This is a genomic window from Pandoraea communis, assembly GCF_902459745.1.
In the GTDB taxonomy this organism is placed as follows: domain Bacteria; phylum Pseudomonadota; class Gammaproteobacteria; order Burkholderiales; family Burkholderiaceae; genus Pandoraea; species Pandoraea communis.
Genome location: NZ_CABPSJ010000008.1, coordinates 136,255 through 154,155, shown reverse-complemented (window position 1 = coordinate 154,155; position 17,901 = coordinate 136,255). Strand labels below are relative to the sequence as shown.

Annotated in this window: 10 protein-coding genes; 5 read left to right on the top strand and 5 right to left on the bottom strand. The window is 55.0% G+C overall.

Features of this window, described 5'->3' with window-relative positions:
* Nucleotides 1-71 precede the first annotated feature (71 nt).
* The 3 genes from PCO31110_RS23600 to proA form a co-directional block, all read right to left on the bottom strand.
* Nucleotides 72-1,880, bottom strand: coding sequence for a J domain-containing protein (locus PCO31110_RS23600; RefSeq protein ID WP_174979746.1), 1,809 nt, complete (start codon nucleotides 1,878-1,880; stop codon nucleotides 72-74).
* A gap of 81 nt (nucleotides 1,881-1,961) precedes the next feature.
* On the bottom strand, nucleotides 1,962-2,723 hold the full coding sequence (locus PCO31110_RS23595) for a lysozyme inhibitor LprI family protein (protein WP_150691578.1): 762 nt from the start codon (nucleotides 2,721-2,723) through the stop codon (nucleotides 1,962-1,964).
* 246 nt (nucleotides 2,724-2,969) lie between these two features.
* On the bottom strand, nucleotides 2,970-9,557 hold the full coding sequence (gene proA, locus PCO31110_RS23590) for an anti-phage protein ProA (protein WP_150691577.1): 6,588 nt from the start codon (nucleotides 9,555-9,557) through the stop codon (nucleotides 2,970-2,972).
* A 387-nt stretch (nucleotides 9,558-9,944) separates the two neighbouring features.
* Here proA and PCO31110_RS23585 point away from each other — a divergent pair, with 387 nt between their 5' ends.
* The 5 genes from PCO31110_RS23585 (at nucleotide 9,945) to PCO31110_RS23565 (ending at nucleotide 16,532) form a co-directional block, all read left to right on the top strand.
* A complete protein-coding gene (locus PCO31110_RS23585; RefSeq protein ID WP_150691576.1) occupies nucleotides 9,945-11,000 on the top strand; it encodes a hypothetical protein in 1,056 nt (351 codons plus the stop codon).
* A gap of 341 nt (nucleotides 11,001-11,341) precedes the next feature.
* Nucleotides 11,342-11,698, top strand: a complete 357-nt coding sequence (locus PCO31110_RS23580) for a hypothetical protein (protein WP_150691575.1) — start codon at nucleotides 11,342-11,344, stop codon at nucleotides 11,696-11,698.
* A gap of 1,185 nt (nucleotides 11,699-12,883) precedes the next feature.
* A complete protein-coding gene (locus PCO31110_RS23575) occupies nucleotides 12,884-13,351 on the top strand; it encodes a helix-turn-helix transcriptional regulator (RefSeq protein WP_150691574.1) in 468 nt (155 codons plus the stop codon).
* Between the two features lie 436 nt (nucleotides 13,352-13,787).
* Nucleotides 13,788-14,036 carry an AlpA family phage regulatory protein gene (locus PCO31110_RS23570; RefSeq protein ID WP_150691573.1) on the top strand — a complete coding sequence of 83 codons (249 nt, stop codon included), beginning with the start codon at nucleotides 13,788-13,790 and terminating at the stop codon, nucleotides 14,034-14,036.
* 276 nt (nucleotides 14,037-14,312) lie between these two features.
* A complete protein-coding gene (locus PCO31110_RS23565; protein ID WP_174979743.1) occupies nucleotides 14,313-16,532 on the top strand; it encodes a phage/plasmid primase, P4 family in 2,220 nt (739 codons plus the stop codon).
* Nucleotides 16,533-16,587: 55 nt separating this feature from the next.
* On the opposite strand, the gene PCO31110_RS23560 is transcribed toward PCO31110_RS23565, so the two are convergent.
* Together PCO31110_RS23560 and PCO31110_RS25820 are read right to left on the bottom strand one after the other, a co-directional pair.
* Nucleotides 16,588-17,607 carry a hypothetical protein gene (locus PCO31110_RS23560; protein WP_150691571.1) on the bottom strand — a complete coding sequence of 340 codons (1,020 nt, stop codon included), beginning with the start codon at nucleotides 17,605-17,607 and terminating at the stop codon, nucleotides 16,588-16,590.
* 127 nt (nucleotides 17,608-17,734) lie between these two features.
* On the bottom strand, nucleotides 17,735-17,887 hold the full coding sequence (locus PCO31110_RS25820) for a hypothetical protein (protein WP_174979741.1): 153 nt from the start codon (nucleotides 17,885-17,887) through the stop codon (nucleotides 17,735-17,737).
* Nucleotides 17,888-17,901 lie beyond the last annotated feature (14 nt).

The following is a 17,901-nucleotide window of genomic DNA, read 5'->3' as shown; positions in this document are numbered from 1 at the left end:
GCTGGCTCTCACATTGATAGTTCAACACTACACAGACATCTTGCCCCATTCATATGAAGCTCTCGTCTCGATCAGGCTTGAGACCTTGGGGTGAGCTCGAACAGGATTCGTCTCTCCTCATCAGTGGGATTGCCGATGATCGATCGAACGTCCTCGCCCGTCGCCGATTTGCCTCGATAGATACCGACGATGCGGTGATACCATGGCAAGTACAGGAAATCGAGGCGGCTATCCTCGCATCTACCTTTCGGACAAACGTACGACGCCGTATATGCGTTGCCCGAGATTCGCACACCGACAAGTCCGCCCCAAGTGCCGGGCATAAGGCTCGGATCCAAGTCATTGGAGACAATCACCGACCGCATCGCCTTGGCGAACTTCTCGTTTCCCTCGAAGTAGGCCTGGCCAGACGTGCACCCTTGCGCCTGGTTGGGCTCAGAACAGCCCAACTCCATTCCCACCGAGTCTGGTCGCGTCCGTCTAGCGGGCGGTTCTATGCGGGCGTACTTCGCGCCATCGAACCTCAGAACGAATGGAGCCTCGACCGGCTGTATCTCATAGTCATCGTCGTATTCGAAGCCGCTTTTTGTGACGAGTACCGGATAGTATTCCGCGTTGCCGGTCTTCTGAAACGTAAGATTGGCGCCCCACTTCGCGCAATTACCGGGCACGGAGCAGTCAAAGCGGCCACTATGTTCAAACGCATCCGGCAAATGGCCAAGTAATCTGAATGCATTCGACTCAATGGCAACGATGGTCCACCAGCTAGTCCGCTCCCCCATTCCCATATAGCTATCAAAGAAAGGGATGCCGAGCTTGCCGTTCGATCCGATCTCGACAAATTTCGTTGGTTGATCGGCCATTGTGTAGTTGCCAAAGCCTCCCATCGCGTCTACAGGCGTCAGGGGAATGGTCACTTTCTCTCTGCCCTGCTCGTCACGGGCGACCATCATCAAACTGACGATTGGCCGGCAAACATGGCATTCGAATTTGTCAGAAGTGTTCGGCGTCGAAGTGAAGAAGTAGAGAGTCCTCGACGGACTCTGCGGAACCTCCTCCTTGCGCATAAGCCGAATCGTGAACGGCGTTCCCAAGTAGTTCTTGGCGGTGCCCCACCAATCTGCATTGACCGGCCCTTCCGAGTAGAAGATTGTCCCGCTCTGTGTCGTCTCGTCGTAGCCGGGGATCTGCTGCTGAATGGCCGACAGCATCGGTGCGGCCTGCTCAGGTTGCTGGAGACTCTGGCTACTTACCGATGCGGGGTTATAGGACCTAGTCGACTCGTCCTTCATGACACCGATTATGAACTTGCCAACCATGACGCAAACGACCACCACTGTCAGTCGGAGCGCTAACCGCTTCACCGTTGCAAAACCCTGCATCAACACTGATGTGATCGACAGGGATGACTTGGAAGTCGAGGCCGAATCAGCTTTCGTTCGAGCATCCGAATTGCTGCGATGGTTACCGGCGGCCATATGGGCGATCCGTCTGGCCACTGACTCCGGACATCCCTGTGACAGCAGGGCACCGAAAATCACATCTGGATTGTGACCGCCCGCTGCCAACGTCGTTGCGAGCTCAGTCATCTCCTCAAGGAAGATTCGAGCCGCCTCTTCCATGTAGATGTCATCATCCTGCTGCTCAGGCTCCGTCTGCTTGCCGCTGTGCGCCGTGAAGGTCTCGTCATAGGCTCGGCGCTTGTCCGAATCGCCAAGAATAGCGTATGCATGTGCCAGGTCCTTGAACTGCCGGGCAGCATACTCTTCATTGCCAGGGTTTCGGTCGGGATGCCAACGCATTGCGCCACGCCGATAAGCCGCCTTGATCTCTGACTGGGTCGCCGTGCGGGCAACGCCCAGAATCTCGTAATAGTCCAACACTGATCCTCTTTTATACGCGCAAACGCGACGCTCCGAACTCAGTCGTTTGACAAGGATGTTGCTTTGGCATTACTCCGATTACGGCTTCTCAATCGCCGGGGCAGTGGAGACTAGCGGTGCAACACCCATGGACCCATTGAACTGACCAATTCGTTCGCCGTATTTGCGTCGCAAACAGATAAGCTCGCTTCCACATGCGCGGCGAGACGCAAGCCATTCCAGTTGAGATTGCCGGAGTGAAGCGGGATCTCCCGCCGACATTTGTGCATCGCCATAAAGCCGCCCAAGCTCGACGTCCATGGCTGACAGCCCAGGGTCCGAACAGATCGCCGTTTCATCATCGGAAACGGCACGCGCGCAATCAAAGCTCGTGATAAATTTTTGCGTCGGCGTGACTACGCCTTGCCGTTCCAAGCGCGCTTGCGGTAGCTCCGCGGGCGAGGAAAGCGACGAAGTGACGATTCGCTCGTTAGAGGCCAGTTCGCTGTTTGTTGAATGGATTAGCGTTGTGTCGGCCTGCTGGGTAGACGTCTCAGTAATCCGTGAGGCAATCGCGCTGCTGCCGGCTTGTACAGGCACATTAGTCGTTGGCGTCGACTCTGCTTGCGGTGCAACGTCATGAGTTCTGCTCACGCTGTTCACGGCCAAGCCGACAATGACGATCCCGACACCCCAGAGCACCCTCCGCCTAGCCCGGGGGAAATTTCTGCTGTCCGGCGCGTTGTTCTTATATCCCGTTTTATATCGTCGATCGACCTTTCGTGTGTCGGCAAACCCAGATGCTCCAACGAAGAAGGTGAGCACGCCAATCACGATCAAAATAATGCCCAACGAGTCCATTCCAAATCCCCGATTAGCGCGGTTTCGTTGTTGCGTTTGATGTTGTTCTCATTGTTCAGGCAGGAAACCAACGGAAGATCGCGACGATATTCCGATGGCGCCTCGACAATGGAATCCAGCAATAAAACCGAGTTGAGCTGCGGTTTCGAAGAGATCTGACGTCTACCTTGGTACGTCACGACCGCAGTCGAACTCGGAGCTTGCGGCACATGCGGTCAAGCCCTTCGAAAAGTCCCGCAAGAAACCTCACACTGTCCGCCATGCTTCCACGAGTCGCTCACGACTTGCCGCCCGCAAACGCAAGAGACCAAGTTCGCGACTCATTGCGCTCAACGCTGAATCCTCGTCATGGCCTTCAGCGCGGAAGCGATCTGCAAGCACTCTCAGTTCGGCAAGCGAGACCTCATCAACTTGACGTGCAGCACCTGGACCGGGAACTCTGAACTTCAGCGTCGACCTATCCGATAACGCCTTCGGCCAGACAAACATCCCACCACTCTCCGATTCGGTCTCGAAGTGCTTGGAGGCCAGATCGACTACGCGGCCGAGAATTCGGCCTCCGGTCTTCGCCCACCCATGCGCTCTGGCGATCCGACGCCCCAACACCTCTGCGCGCACGGGCCCTTCCCCGTTAACGACCGAGGTAATCATGCCAAGCAGTCGCTCGTCGTAACTGCTGGCGAAGAACAGCTCCGGATCGGGGGCGTGCTCTGTCATCGCCAAATCCACTTCGACGAATATCTCTCCTGACGGACTCTGAGCCACGGCGCTGGAGTTGGCATACATGACGACGGGTTCCGCCGCTAGCTCATCCACCGGCGCTTCAGCCTGCGTCAAAGCATCGCTCGTTTGAGGTGTAGCCGATGACGTGACGTCTCCAGCTTTGGCTGCTGCAATCGCCGCTTCAGCAATCGCAGCCATGTTTTCCGATACGGCACTTTCCTCGGCACGTTTTGCCTCAAGCAACTGGTGCAGTCGTGCATCAACCTTGTCCAGGGTTCCGTGTCTATCGACCCACCAGTCCGTTGACCAGATTCGCACGATGTCCCAACCCAATCCGTTGAGGACCTGCTCACGTAATTCGTCACGATCCCGGGCAGTTGCTGACCGATGGTACGTCGCACCATCACACTCAACGCCAGCCAAGTAACGGCCCGGAGAATCGGGGTCGACCACGCCAAGGTCGATACGGAAGGCAGAGACGCCGACCTGTGGATGGACTTGCCATCCTCGTTCAGCAAGTGCCGTGCAAACGGCCTTCTCAAACGGACTATCAAAGTCGCCGATGCTGCCCGCGACATATTCGCCCAGCGCCCGCGCGCCTCGCTCCGCAAACTCGAGGAAATGCTTCAGGTCCCGTACGCCCAATGCCTGTGTGCGCGCAAGATCCATCTTCTCGGGTTTAAAGCTACCGAATACGCGCAACTCCTGCCGCGCGCGTGTAATCGCAACGTTAAGGCGACGCTCTCCACCTTGCTGGTTCATCGGGCCAAAATTCATCGGCATCATCCCATCAAGGCCCGGACCGTAGGTGATCGAGAAGTACATGACGTCCCGCTCGTCACCTTGAACGCTCTCGAGGTTCTTCACGAACACAGGTTCCAGCGCGGTATCAGAAAAATGACTTTCGATGGACGGGTCCTGTCGACGCGCTTCGTCCAACAAATCCTCGATCAGGCGCTGCTGCTCTGAGTTGAAGGTCACCACACCGGCGGTCAAGCCGCCGTCGCGGAACTCCTTAGACTTGAGACGTGCAACGAGGTCAGCAACTAAAGCCTTCGCCTCCGGTTTGTTCGTGCGGGATCCCCCACGCTCATATTGGCCTTGTGCGACATGGGTGAAGCTAACGGCACGATCATTCGTCACAGGACTGGGGAACGTCACAAGATCGCCATCGTAGTAACGATAGTTGGAGAAGGCGATGAGGCTTTCATGGCGACTGCGATAGTGCCAAGACAGTTTCATTGTGGGCAGATTCGCCCCGATGCACTCCTCCAGAATGCTCTCTAGTTCCACTTCGACATCCGTGTCATCAATGTCGGATTCAGCGCGCTCGAAGAAGCTGGTGGGCGGCAACTGTTTCGGGTCGCCGACCATGATCACCTGGCGTGCTCGTGCCATCGCCCCAATCGCATCCCAGACGGGTATCTGAGAGGCTTCGTCGAACACTACGACATCGAAGTCCGCCGTATCTGCCGGGAGATACTGCGCGATGGAAAGCGGGCTCATGAGCAAGCACGGCGTGAGGCGCAAGATCGCATCGGATGCCTTTGACATGAGCTCACGCAACGGTAGGTGGCGAGTCTTCTTCTGCATCTCATAACGCAGAAGCCCCCATTCAGAACCATGCGTCACCTTAGTGGGAGATGGGAGTCCCGCAGACAACTGCGCTCTGACCCATTGCTGAGTCAACGAGGTGAACTTCCGGTCCAATTCGCGGAAGTCATGAATTCTCTTTTCATGCTCCGCGGACGCAAACGTTCGCAGCACCTCATCTGCATCGACCACAGCATTCAGCCACCATCGGCAGTAGTCAGTCTCGAACACCTCCTTGACCGAACCCAAGGCGACGGTACCGTCCTCAATTCCGGAAACCAACGGCGCGAGACCAAGGGATAAGGCATGCTGACGGACTTTGCGCCAGGCACACCAATCCCGAAGACGATTCGACTCCTTCGCGACTAGACGCGCCCGCTCTGAAATTTCATTGGGAAGCGCGGTTAGGAGCGATGACTGTTCCACAGCGGGAATACCACTCGCATCCGCAAATTTTTCAACTGCAAGGTCGAACGTCCGAAGTGCCGCTGCATAGGCACGCCCGGCTCCCACAACGGGGCCCGCCGGCTCAAGGAGCACGTTGCCGTCACCTAACAGAAGGGCAATCGGGGCTTTGACCTGAGCCAGCGCATCTGGAGTCGCGGCCAAACTTGTCAAAGAATTGGCCAGCGCATCCAGGAATTGGAGCGCAGGCTCAATGCCTTCGAGCTTCGTTTGAAGGCCGTTCCAGAGACCGTTCGTCTTACCCGAGAGATCGCCAAACTCCTGAATGCGCATGCCAAGCGACACGAGCTCACGCATCCTCTTGAGATCGTCGGCTGCACCAGCACCTGCGCGCCCTGCTTCTATGGTCGCGAAGCCGTCGTCTTCCCAGTGCTTTTCGCTTCGCGCGGCGGCCAGAGCAGCCTGGAACGCCAGATATGCTTTTACCGTTGCGACATCAGATTGATAACCATTCCAAACGCCGGCGGTTCCACCACCTAGGCGGTCCATTCGAGCCACCACCTGATCAATCTGTCGTAACTCTCTGATTCGGCTCAGATCATCTCGTGCAGACTCGCCACATTGGCCGCGGCCGACCGGATCAAGTCCAACGTCCTCCCACGCCTTGCGCTCGCCTACCAGTTCTAGAGCATCCTGGAATGACTGCAGCGACCGGGCAACATCGATTTCGGTCTTCAAACCGCTCCACGCATTCGCCGTGGGGAGCGACAAATCGTCAAAATTCTTGAGCTGCGAGGTGAGGTGATCAACACGCGCCAGATGCTCGATGTCTTCCGCGAAATCGGGATCTCCAGCCCCAGTCGCCAACTCTTTCAATTTCTTTATGAGATTGCGCTTGCGGAACATGCTTAACGGCCACTGCGAGTCGCGAAGCTCCTTCAGATCAGCTTGCAACTCGACGATCGTCTTTGACGGAATGCCGTCCTTATAGGTCAGCGAAAGCTGATCGACCTCGTCCTGCCGGGTACGCAACAGTGCTATCGCATCATTTAGACGTTCGCGAAGCGCTGCATTCCATGGCTTGGATAGGTTAGTGCGGATTTCTGTGTCTCGTTCGAGTTGGGTCACACCAAGACGCAAATCATCCAGCACCTGACTGCCCACAGGCGAAGACAGCCCACCGAGCAATGCCCGGTATCGCTCGACCAAAGGTGCTGCTGACCGAAGGTTGTCGGCAATCGCCTTGGCATCGGGACGCAGAACAAAACGCCAGTCATACCCAGAAGCCCGGGGCAGTACTAACGCCAAACGTGCCATTCCCTCTCGTACGCGGACGTCCAACGTTAGAGGCGGCAGTCCGATAGCATTCTGAAGGGCCAACGCGGCTGCTTCAAAGCTGGCCGCCACATCGGGAATGGTGTCCGAGACATTCACAAGGCGCTCAGCCCACAGCGGCGACCATTCGGTCTGAGCAACGTGGGACAACGGGCTTTGCGTCAGACCCGCTTGGCCTATGGCCTTGGCGTTCACATCTAACAACTCTGCGGTCTGCCTCAGATCGCGCAAACCTTCGATGTCATGCGATTGAGGTCCAGGCCAGGAAAGATGGAGTAGCGGAAAGCCATGCCCACCGACCACACGACCGATAGCGTCATACACATTCAGACCGTTCGCGTGACGCGCGTGAAGCCGTTCAACGTAGCCGTTTAGCTGGGAACGTAACGTTTCCAGACGTGCGGCCTCAGCCTCCCAGTCGTCGGGGCCTAGCGCGGCGGTCGCATCCCACGACGTGCGGAGTTGCTCAAGGACCTCTGTCTTGCGCGCCTTGCTAGAGTGAAGTTCCAGGCAGAAATTGCCCAGTCCTACCTCAGCCAGTCTGCGATACACGACATCGAGCGCCGCCATCTTCTCTGACACGAACAAGACCCGCTTGCGTTCCGCCAAAAACTGAGCAATGAGATTTGAAATCGTCTGACTTTTCCCGGTGCCGGGCGGCCCGATCAGCACGTAATCTTTGCCCTTGCTTCCTGCAACGATGGCCGAAAGTTGTGACGAATCGGCGGGAAGCGGGCAAAAGGTCTCTTTGACTGGGAGCTCTGCATCCAAACGCCGGGCGTCGGGAAATTCCACCGTGCTCTGGTAGGAGTCACGAGGTGTATCGATAAGGTGGCGAACGACCGGATTTTGCATCAGTTGCTCGGTTCGCTCGGTTAGATCGCGCCACATCAAGTACTTGGCAAACGAGAAAGACGCGAGTACCACATCCTCTACGACTTCCCATCCCGCAATGTCTTTTACGGCGTGTGACACTGTCTTCCAGATACCTGCCACATCGAGGCCTGCCTCGTCCTGAGGCAACTCCGTATCCCGAACGCCAAGTTCCAGTTCGAAATCCTGACGGAGCATTTGAATCAGCGTCGGATTGAAACGTGCCTCGTCGTCGTGAAGCTTGATGCTGAACCCTGAGCGTGCGCTGCGGCGATCAAGTGAAACAGGTAACAAGATCAAGGGAGCGCGATATTTCTTGCCTTCTTTGGAATCGCGTGTCCAGGACAGGAAACCCAGCGCAAGGAAAAGGGTGTTGGATCCACTTTCCTGCAAGGTCGTCCGTGAATTGCGATAGAGTTCGACCAACCGCGCGTCGAGTTCCTCCGGTGTAAGGCTGACAAAAACTTCTTTGCGCGTCAGAGCATCCAGTGCGTGTTCGCGGCGAACATGCTCTCTTTCCCGGGATTCGTGTATTGCTTGGTTCCTCGGGTCGTCACCATCCATTAAATCTGGACGGCTCAACAGCTTGAGCGCATGGCCTTCGGCCAACACATCTTCCAACGCACCGGGCTCGGGCGCATCGAATTTGACCGACTTCTTTCCGGACTTGAAGCTCAGCAGGTTGTTTCTTAATGAGAGATCCAACAACTTGCGCTGCCATCGCGAGAGTCGGTCTTCCGGACGCTCGTCATTCACCTCTACCTTGGATTCACCTGTCCACGCCAGCTCTGGAGCGTCCTCCCACTCGGGTTCTCCAGAACTTGTCGTCTCGGGCATGCTGCCCTCACGGACAACAGCCTTTTCACTGGCAAGCGGCTTGATGCGCTGCATTCGCGCGCGGCGAATGTCGATCGCAAGCTCGAACTTCTCCTCCTCCCCCTCCGCAATATGTTCATCGCCTTTTGCGGCCGTGAAGCTGAAGGCGGGGAGCGGGCGTTGGACGAGCAATGTCGACTCAAAGAGCACCATTTCCTTGAGCTTCACCCGCTTGCGAAGGGCTGTGATGTCGTCGACGACGGTGGACGAAAACTCTTCAGGGTTCAGCCAGACGCCCGGGAACGCGTGACCTTTTTGGAATACTACGAGAGGGTTCAACCCCGCCTGCTCAAGCGCGGCACAGACAAACAGCGTCAGATCCAGACACGTACCCAGGCCGGACTCGGTGACTTGGCTTGGGCCTCGAACTTTCTGTCCCTCGCGCTCGAAGCTGGCCGGCGGCAATGCATAGTCCAACCCCATCGCACCGATGGCATTCCAAATGGCCGCCGCGATCTCCCAGGCGCGCTTAGGCCCCTCTTCGTATCCGTTGATCGCACCGGATTTTCCTGCCTTACGCAGGATTTCAGCCGCAGCCTTGAGAACGCGGTCTACCGCGGGCTCGTTGGGTTGCACGAACGCCGCGACCATATCGGGAAGTGAGGAAAGACCGCCCCACTGGTTTCGCGGGAGGAGCTCAACGACGTGCTCGCTGGTAGATACAATCGCCAACGCGTCATCAGTTGTCGTGAGTTCGAACTTCAGGACGGCCTTTTCCGCTTCGGTCAGGCGCCCCAGTAATGGTCCATCCAGCGCGATATCTAAGTCCGACACACGAACGGTCTGGCCCGCAGCCAGATGATCAAGATGCCACGTCTTCGGCTTAAGAAACGAAGGCTCAGATAGCGCGGTGAGTCGAAGGTTACGAAACGTGCTTTCTGTTTCATTGACCACGGCAAGTTCGTGAACCGCGGGCACCGCGTTCTGATAATCGGCCAGATTGACCCGAATCGAAACAGTCGTTTGGATTTTTACTTCGCGTGTCGGCTCACCCGACGCAGACGTCGGTTCGATATCCCCGTTAATCATTGTGACTTCCCCGATGACTCTTGAACTGGTCCAATGCCCGCTGATAGCAGCGCGGTTCTTTTGGGGCGCCCAATGCACAGCTCAATTACTGCTTATGGCAGCGGGACCTCCCCTGATTACCGATAGGCTACCTCATTTGCGAATTTATTTCGTGGCGGCGGCGATTCGCTTCAGGATCCCCCTATCACATCTGATAGCCCAGCATGAACTCTCAGAGCTTTAAGCCATATGACCTTTATGCTTGATGGGGGGCATGGCATTGTCGCCAACCAGTTGCCGTCCCTCTCCGTTTTCACCGTCCCAGGATGGAGACAATGAGTCAATTTCCATGAGCCCTGCAGCAATTTGGCACACCACCGCCGAGACATACATAGGACCGTACGCGCAATGATTACCGCTTGCAACGCAGCAATTCCCTATCGGGAACGTCATTTCAAGACAGATGGGGGTTTTGTTCTGACATGGCCATTTCTTAACGTCCCACGCGGTGCGGGCCCTTACGAACTACTGCTGGATAGCAACGCGGCCAGTCGGACGCACGAATGGATACCGCAACTACCTGCCGAGTTTGCGCGAGGAAACTATTCTGTGAACCTTTGGCCAGCGCTGACCGAGCAGTGGTTATCGAACGAGAAATTTCGAGCAAATCCGGCGGAGAAGATAGAAATGATGTTTCTCGCGCCGATGAAGGCCGGAGGACTCAAATTCGACGACGAGTTCCTCGACAGGCAGCTAAGAATGCTTTCGGCTGGACAGAAGACGATCAAATCTCAGATAAGCCTGTTATTTCCTTACATTCTGATAATGAGGGTGCTGAGCCGCGTTCATTCGAGTGATGTAGGTCGTTCGATGGAAACGCTGCGAAATCTCTTCCAACATGACATTCCTCGTTTCTCCGGTTGCCAGTTGTTGGCCGCATTGACGCTTGAATTGAAGATCCAACAAAAAAGATGCCTGAATGATTCTGAGAAACCGGCATATCCGTTGCTGGAATCTTTTTTTTCGAATCAACCGAGAAAGAAAAATGAAGCCCTCGATTTTTGCGACTTGGCATACTTGCGCAATCGCGCCGCGGATTTATCTATTTGGTACACCTCTAGCGTTCTGGTGCAACATGGCTACGAGTTCCAGGGAGAACCCGTTGTCGTCACTCGCGACAATGCCCTGAACAGCGTAATCCTTCAGGCACTCCCCCCGGTAGTTGTCCCTAGCGGAGATGTGGCGTTTTCTATCGATATCAGCACCGTTCCCAATGATCTATTTGAAGCCGTCAAATCCCATATCACCGCGGGGGGAAGGCAAGCGATGTCGGATCAGGAAAAGAGCCATCGCCTGAGCAACCTTTACGCGTTGGCGAAGAACTTGTCTGGTGACGTCCGAGAGGCAGCCAGCCTCGACGAAGCTTGGGATTCGTGGTGCAGACCCGACTACAGAACCGAATAATCAGTTGCGGTGCCCTCGCCAATTGCATCGATTAAATCTGACGCGACGTCTCCGCTCCCCCGTTCGATATCCCGTATGCTGATCCCACCTCTCGTTTGAAGGCAATATTGAAGGTCGCAAATGAACCATATCTAACGTGTTCGGAAGGCTCTCTGATCCCTCTGACCCGGTACGTCAGCAAGTGTTGGTTCATTCCGCGACCATGACGCCGTCGAATACATGCCCGTCGTGGGCAGGTGGAGTGTCACTCACCTGCCACGTACAGAAATTCATGTAATAGTGTCATCCCACGAGCCCTTCCTTTAGACCGCCTAAAGCTGCGCCGCCCGCAGGAGACCGTTTTGAAAATCGTACGTGTTGTTGCTCTATGGATGAACGGGAAAGACGAGGATCCTAACTCCACCATCGTCTTGCACTGTGGATTGGACGACAACTGGAACCTTGTCGTAAGGCAGTGGATGGGGTTCAGCAAAGAAGGCAAGATTCGATACCCGTTCATTTTTGATCCCTTGGACCGCGTCTTTGATTATGGATACGGAAGTGACGTCAACGAACGAATGGCTACTACATTCGGGGAAGAACCGATCGCGATAGGCTCCCGATTCAAAACAACCGAGGATGTGCGCACCGGTTCGACCGCCAGTTACGAATACAAGATTTCTCTGGTTGACTTGATCGTCGATGGCCCGGAAGCATAGAGGGCGAGAGCATCGGACCATCAGGGCCTTTGCTTGTTCATGTGCACCAACAATCTGGGGACAGATTGGATTGATACCGAGCCATTTTTAGAGGCCGGTACCGGAAGCGCGCCAATCCACCTCTGACCAATGAACTTCGATGCTCGAACCGTACCCGAGGGGCTCCGATCAATAAATGCAGCGGAAGTGATGACGAACAGTCCTGTTACTGACATGGTTGTACACGCATTTCCCAGTTGATAGACGACTCGGGAAATGACGGAAGCTATCGGCCGCCCACATCCAAACGTTGGAACAGCCCCGAATGCGCTCGATCTTCAAGGGCGAAGCCTACCTCCGATGATAGATTGCTGAAGGTGCGGGTGCACGCTGGTAGCAATCTCGACTGGCTCGAACATAGTTCAAAGCCGAGCAGCGATCACGAACGTCGTCAGCCCTAGTAAATAATCGCACCTACAAACCCGATCACGCACGTATCCATTCGCGTCTGAACGACGTCGCCAGTTCGACCACAAAGTTGAACCACATTCGAAATCTTCGGTAGCCCGTCATTCGATGGCGATCGCCGCCGTCCGCGGACGCTGCGTCAACCGCAAACCAATTGCCGAAGTTCCAACAGATCGTTGTTCTGTGAAGTCACATCAGTTCACATGATCTCAGATCCCGGAAGATCGGGCCCAGCCTCAAAACAGTTTGGTCTCTAGTAAATAACGTGCCCGCAATGTTCGGATCAGCTGCCGGACGCCGAGCGCAAATTGAACGTCTACACACGCACCGGTGCTTAGTATTTTTCTGTGGCCGATAACGATGCACGCCAATTCATCGACGACTCTGAAAAGCGCTCGGGTTGCTCGCGCACGTCATGAACCAGAATTCGTTTCCCGGAGCCTACGTACGTTCATCACCAACTTTGGGGACACCAAGAACAATGCCGTGATCGGTAACGTCACGTCGCCGAATCACGGGATCGGGGCATGCCCCGCGATCAATTCGGTCAGCACCGAATCATTGCGCGGCCGGCATCCGGCCCGGCGAATAGGATTGCCGTTTCCCCCGTTTCGTACGCCGCTGCCGAGATCGGTCGCGAGCTCCGAATTCGAACTTCAACGTTGTCAGTAAATAAGTTGTGCTTCGGGACCCTTGCCCGATGCCGGAACAGGCAACGATTGCCTGCTGGAGCACACGATGAACAATCAGATTTCAATTCATGAAGACCTGACCAAGGTCGCGTTGCTGCGCCGTCCTGACGTCGAACGCATCACCGGCCTTTCCCGATCGTCGATCTACGCCATGATGAAGATCGGTGAATTCCCACAATCGGTTCCGCTGACAGGTCGAATCGTTGCTTGGTTGCAATCCGAGATTCTCGAATGGGTTCAATCTAGGATCGAGATCCGTAAGACGAATATGGGTCATACAAGACCGCAATCGCAGCCACATCGAATCCGTGATGCGCCTCTGCCAGAAAGTGACGACGTGCAACCTTGGGACGATCGCAGCAACGTGTCGGCCGAAATCACAAAGGGCAACTTCCAGAATTCTGAGTTCAGCGACGTCGCACCGCACAACGTCATCAGCAGTACACCGCCAGAGCTGTCCGTTCATTCGACGGATGCTGCGCTCACCCCGCTCGCGGATCGTGCGCAATTGTGATTGGTCTTCTCACCCCCTAGTCCAAGCAGTTCGACTTCGGATGCAGACGATCAATCGAACATCATGGCGCGCCTCAGTATTTTCCGCCTGCCAACGATCATAGATATCGCGCCACTGCTTTGCAGATTCGAACGCCAAAAACGTGCACGTACGTCTAGCACGCCATACGCGGCACTATCGCCGCTGAGTAAGCCAAAATCGATCTGACATGTCTTTACCGCGGACACACCTCATCTGCGTTGGGGAATTCTCGAATGATCGGTCGCCCAACGACAGTCCGCTATTCGAACTCATGACGAAGTAATGTCGCACACGTGAGCTCGTTCCGGCACAACCTGATGGCTGGGATTTCAAACTTTGGCAGAGCAGTAAATAGGTTGTGCTTCGGGGGACTCCCGATGCCGGACCGGGCACCGATTGCCTGTTGGAGCACAACATGACTAAAAACGCAGCGAGCAACGACGTGCAGACCGAGATCGTATTTCCTCGACACAGCAACGTCGAACGCATTACTGGTCTTTCGCGATCGTTGATCTACGCCAAGATTCAAGTTTGCAAACGCCAAAGACCGATCTCATCTTCGTCCCGAGTGGTTCGATCTATCGAAGCCGAGGTCCTAGCATGGATGAAGGCCATGATCGCAACACATACGTCGATCGCGCAGGGCAATCAATCGACGATCTGAATGTAACTGGGTGACCGCTCGTCTTCGCCCCTTTCCCACGACGGGCAGCAGGGGTGTAGGAGGTGCAGGAGATTAGTGGGTGCCGGAGATCGTTACGTCTTTTTTGACCTTATATCCATAGGGAAAGAAGAGGGGACGAACCGAAGCCGTCGATTTGTCTTACATCTCCTACACCAAACGTCCGCATAACCCCAATCCAAATTTCGAAAATCGTAGAAGAAAATGCAATCAAACAAGACGCGACACGGGTGCAACATCCAGGTCATGGTCAAGCACATGAAAACCGTGGCCCAACGTTCGGCCGACGGCACCAGGCACATATCCGTTCAGACATTTCCCGAGCGCAAAGGCTCAAACGTAAAACCCCAATCGTTCTTTCGCGAGGCGAACAGAGATACCGCAATCGAACTTGCTGAGCTCAACGAACGTGGTGCGGCCATCACGATTGTTCCTCAACGCACTGATGGTCGAGGCCGTAAGCTCAAGAACATCAAGGGCATTCGGTATCTCATCGCCGATTGCGATTCAGGACACACGTTGAAGTCGTTGCAGGCTCTTGCGGTCACACCTGATATCGTCGTCGAATCATCTGAACGTCGGTTCCACGCGTACTTCAGGGTGAAGTGCGCACTATCAGAGTTTCGCCCGCTTTCCATGGCGCTCGCAGTAGCCCTCAAGTCCGATCCGGGCTCGACAGATGCCGCTCACGCATTTCGATTGGCAGGCACCATCAACTGGAAACGCAACCAGCGAACCCAGCTCAGAAAGTGCGAAACGAACACTGACGCGATGTCGGCCTCCGAGCTCGTGGAAGCGCTGGGCGGCCAAATCCCAATCAATGACGTTCCCAGTTCCGTCCGCGAAAGTCGTAAGCCAAGTACTGTCGCGACGGGTGACATGCCTCGTGCCGATGAAGTACGTGACCTTCTATCCCAGATTCCGGCAAAAGAACGAACAGTCTGGCTCCACATCGGCATGGCCCTGCACTCGTGGGACGCTGAAGCTGGTTTCGAAATTTGGGATCAATGGTCGAAATCCAGTCTAGATAAGTACGATGAAGCTATACAGCGGCCGACATGGGATAAATTTGATGGTGGTGGCCAACGAACGATCGGAACCCTCTATTACTACGCAAGCCAGTACGGGAAAATGAACGGTGCCCCGGAACGCTCGTGGTTCCCAACGTCCGACAGTGACGTCGCCAAGTTCGTTACGACCAAACTATGCGAAACGTTGAGGATCGTTGAGAACGAATCGTGTCGAGTCTTCGTCGGCCATCGTTGGAGCACCGACAAGCGCGCAGCTTGCCGAGCCGTATTGGCAGAAATCGAGGAACTCGTTCAGTGTGCGGAGCAGGCCAAAAACTCAACGGCAACGACACTCCTCAAACGCATGACTTCGTATCAAGGCGCCCAGCGGATTCTCGCAGATATGCGGGCGTTCCCGGAATTGGACGCAAAGGCATCCGATTTTGACCAAGACCCATATCTACTCGGCGTACCGAACGGCGTCGTTGACCTTCGGACAAAGGAGTTCCGAGCCGGGCAACCCACAGACATGATCTCGTGCACGATTAACGCGACATTTGATCGTAATGCGCGGTGTCCGCAGTTCGGCGCGTTTCTGCAAAGTGTTGCTCCCGACCGGGATCTCCGCAGGTTTCTTCGCACTGCACTTGGCTATTCGATGACGGGTTCGATCAAAGAGCAGAAGGCGTTCTTCATGCTCGGACGTGGAAGTAACGGCAAAGGAACGCTGACGCGAGCGGTCGAAAACGTCGTTGGGTCACTGTATTCAGGCCAGATGTCGCCATCATTCTTGAAGAGCGCGAACAAAGGAAGCGCAAATGGTCCGACACCAGCACTAATGGCGTTGCAGCGTCCTCGCATACTGTTCTGCACAGAATCTGAGCGACGACGCGGTATCGACGAACCGTTTTTCAAACAACTGACCGGTGGTGATCAGGTCAGCGGCCGCCACAATTACGGGGAAACAGAATCGTTCCGGCCACGCGGGAAACTGCTGTTGAGTACAAACGAAATGCCGGATTGGGATCGAGAGAACGAAGCATTGTGGCGTCGTATCTTGGTCATCCCGTTCACACAGAAATTCTCGGGAAAGTCTCGTGACAATGATCTGGATGACAAACTCGCAACCGAGGCATCTGGAATCCTGAACTGGCTTATCGCCGGCGCGTTCGACTACCTGCAAGCCGGTTGCTTACCCGAATGTGCCGAAGTTGAAGTCGCGACATCTGACGCACGAAAGCGTTCCGATTCCGTACGGATGTGGATCGATGCGGAGTGCAGACGCTCTGCGAGAGGCAAGGTCGCGGCCCAGGACGCGTTCGATGCATACTCGAGGTTCACTGGCAGGCATGGCATGGAACCCATGACCATTCAGAAATTTAGACTGCGCATGGTCAGCCTCGGGTTCAAGCAAAAGCGCATCAAACAAGGAAACGAATATCTGGGGGTACAGCTGATTAACATCTAGCGAATGCACAGGTGGTCGAGCGAGACAGCCCTCGACCACCTACCCTTTGCTCACATTAAGACTTTTGTACGTCAGAAGATTCGGGCGGCGTTACTGGCCAGTGACATGCAATGACCCCTTCGTACGTTGGTATCATTGCCTTTATTTCGTCAGCCTTGAGTTTCCGTAAAGATTCCACTTTGGGTCTCGCCCTTTCGCCCGCCTTCGGTGATGAAAAAACAAAAGCACGGGACTGATCTGCTTCAAAATATACGACACGTCGGTTCGATTTCTTTCCGTTGCAGACTTCCTCGCTCAACATGTCGTTTTCGAATGCCACGTGAGCAACAAGCAATCGCTCCAACGGAGCTGAGACCAGCACGACCTGAGCGCTATTCCATACTGTTACCGTCAGCAGTAGCACGGCAGTGACGACTGGTGCGATGAACCTGCTTCGTCCAAGTATCTGCAGTTTTCCACCTGCCACCGTACCAAAAGCAATGAACATGAGAATCTGGCTCGACGCCATCAAGAATGCTGTCGGCAGCGCTAAGTACCCAATCGCTCGAAGAAATGCGCCGAGACCGGATGCCACCGGCAAGCGAGACGCGGCCGGGCCAAATAAGAGTGAAAGATCCTCGGCGGTGTGTGCATGAGCGATCCACAGCAAAATTAGCAAGAGCGTCCATCGAATTACGACGCAAAATGGGCACTCAAGGGCTCGAAGTACCCTCTGACTTCCACAGAGTGCGATAGCGAGCCAGGCCAACGGCATTAGCCCTAGCAGCGTCAACCGCCAAAGCACGTTAAAAACGTCAATTTCGGAGATATATTTCGCGAGGACCCATGCGCTAAGCAACGTCAAAGCAATCTGCCCTATGACAATTCTGGGCACAGAGAAGAACTTTGCCACCTGAATTGATAGTCGATTCAGTTTCCCCGCAATATGGTGTCGCTCCACCACCCGTCTAATAATTCGAGCCAAGAAAACAAACAATGTGACGAATAACTTCTTGACACGCCGCACGACATAGCTAACAGCGAAAGGAATCACCAATATCAGTACAGCACCGATCAAAATTCTTAAAAAAATCATACAATTTCCGATTCATATGAATGATCTTTTTATATCGGCGATGTGTCGTCCATCTTGAGAAATTCCGTGGCTTTTCTTCACCACCTCACCGGATGACTAGTCTTCCTAGTGAAAACTTAATTCGCTTTTAATATCCGCACCGATAGATGTAGCAATTCGCTGATGACAAGGGCGGCAAACCGATCCACGTCATGACGTCGGCACGCGCAGGGGCACCGTCGAGAAGCGCTTCCTGGATGGCACCCGGCAGTTCGTGCGCTTCGATCTCCAGGGTGAGCATGTCGTCAGCAACAT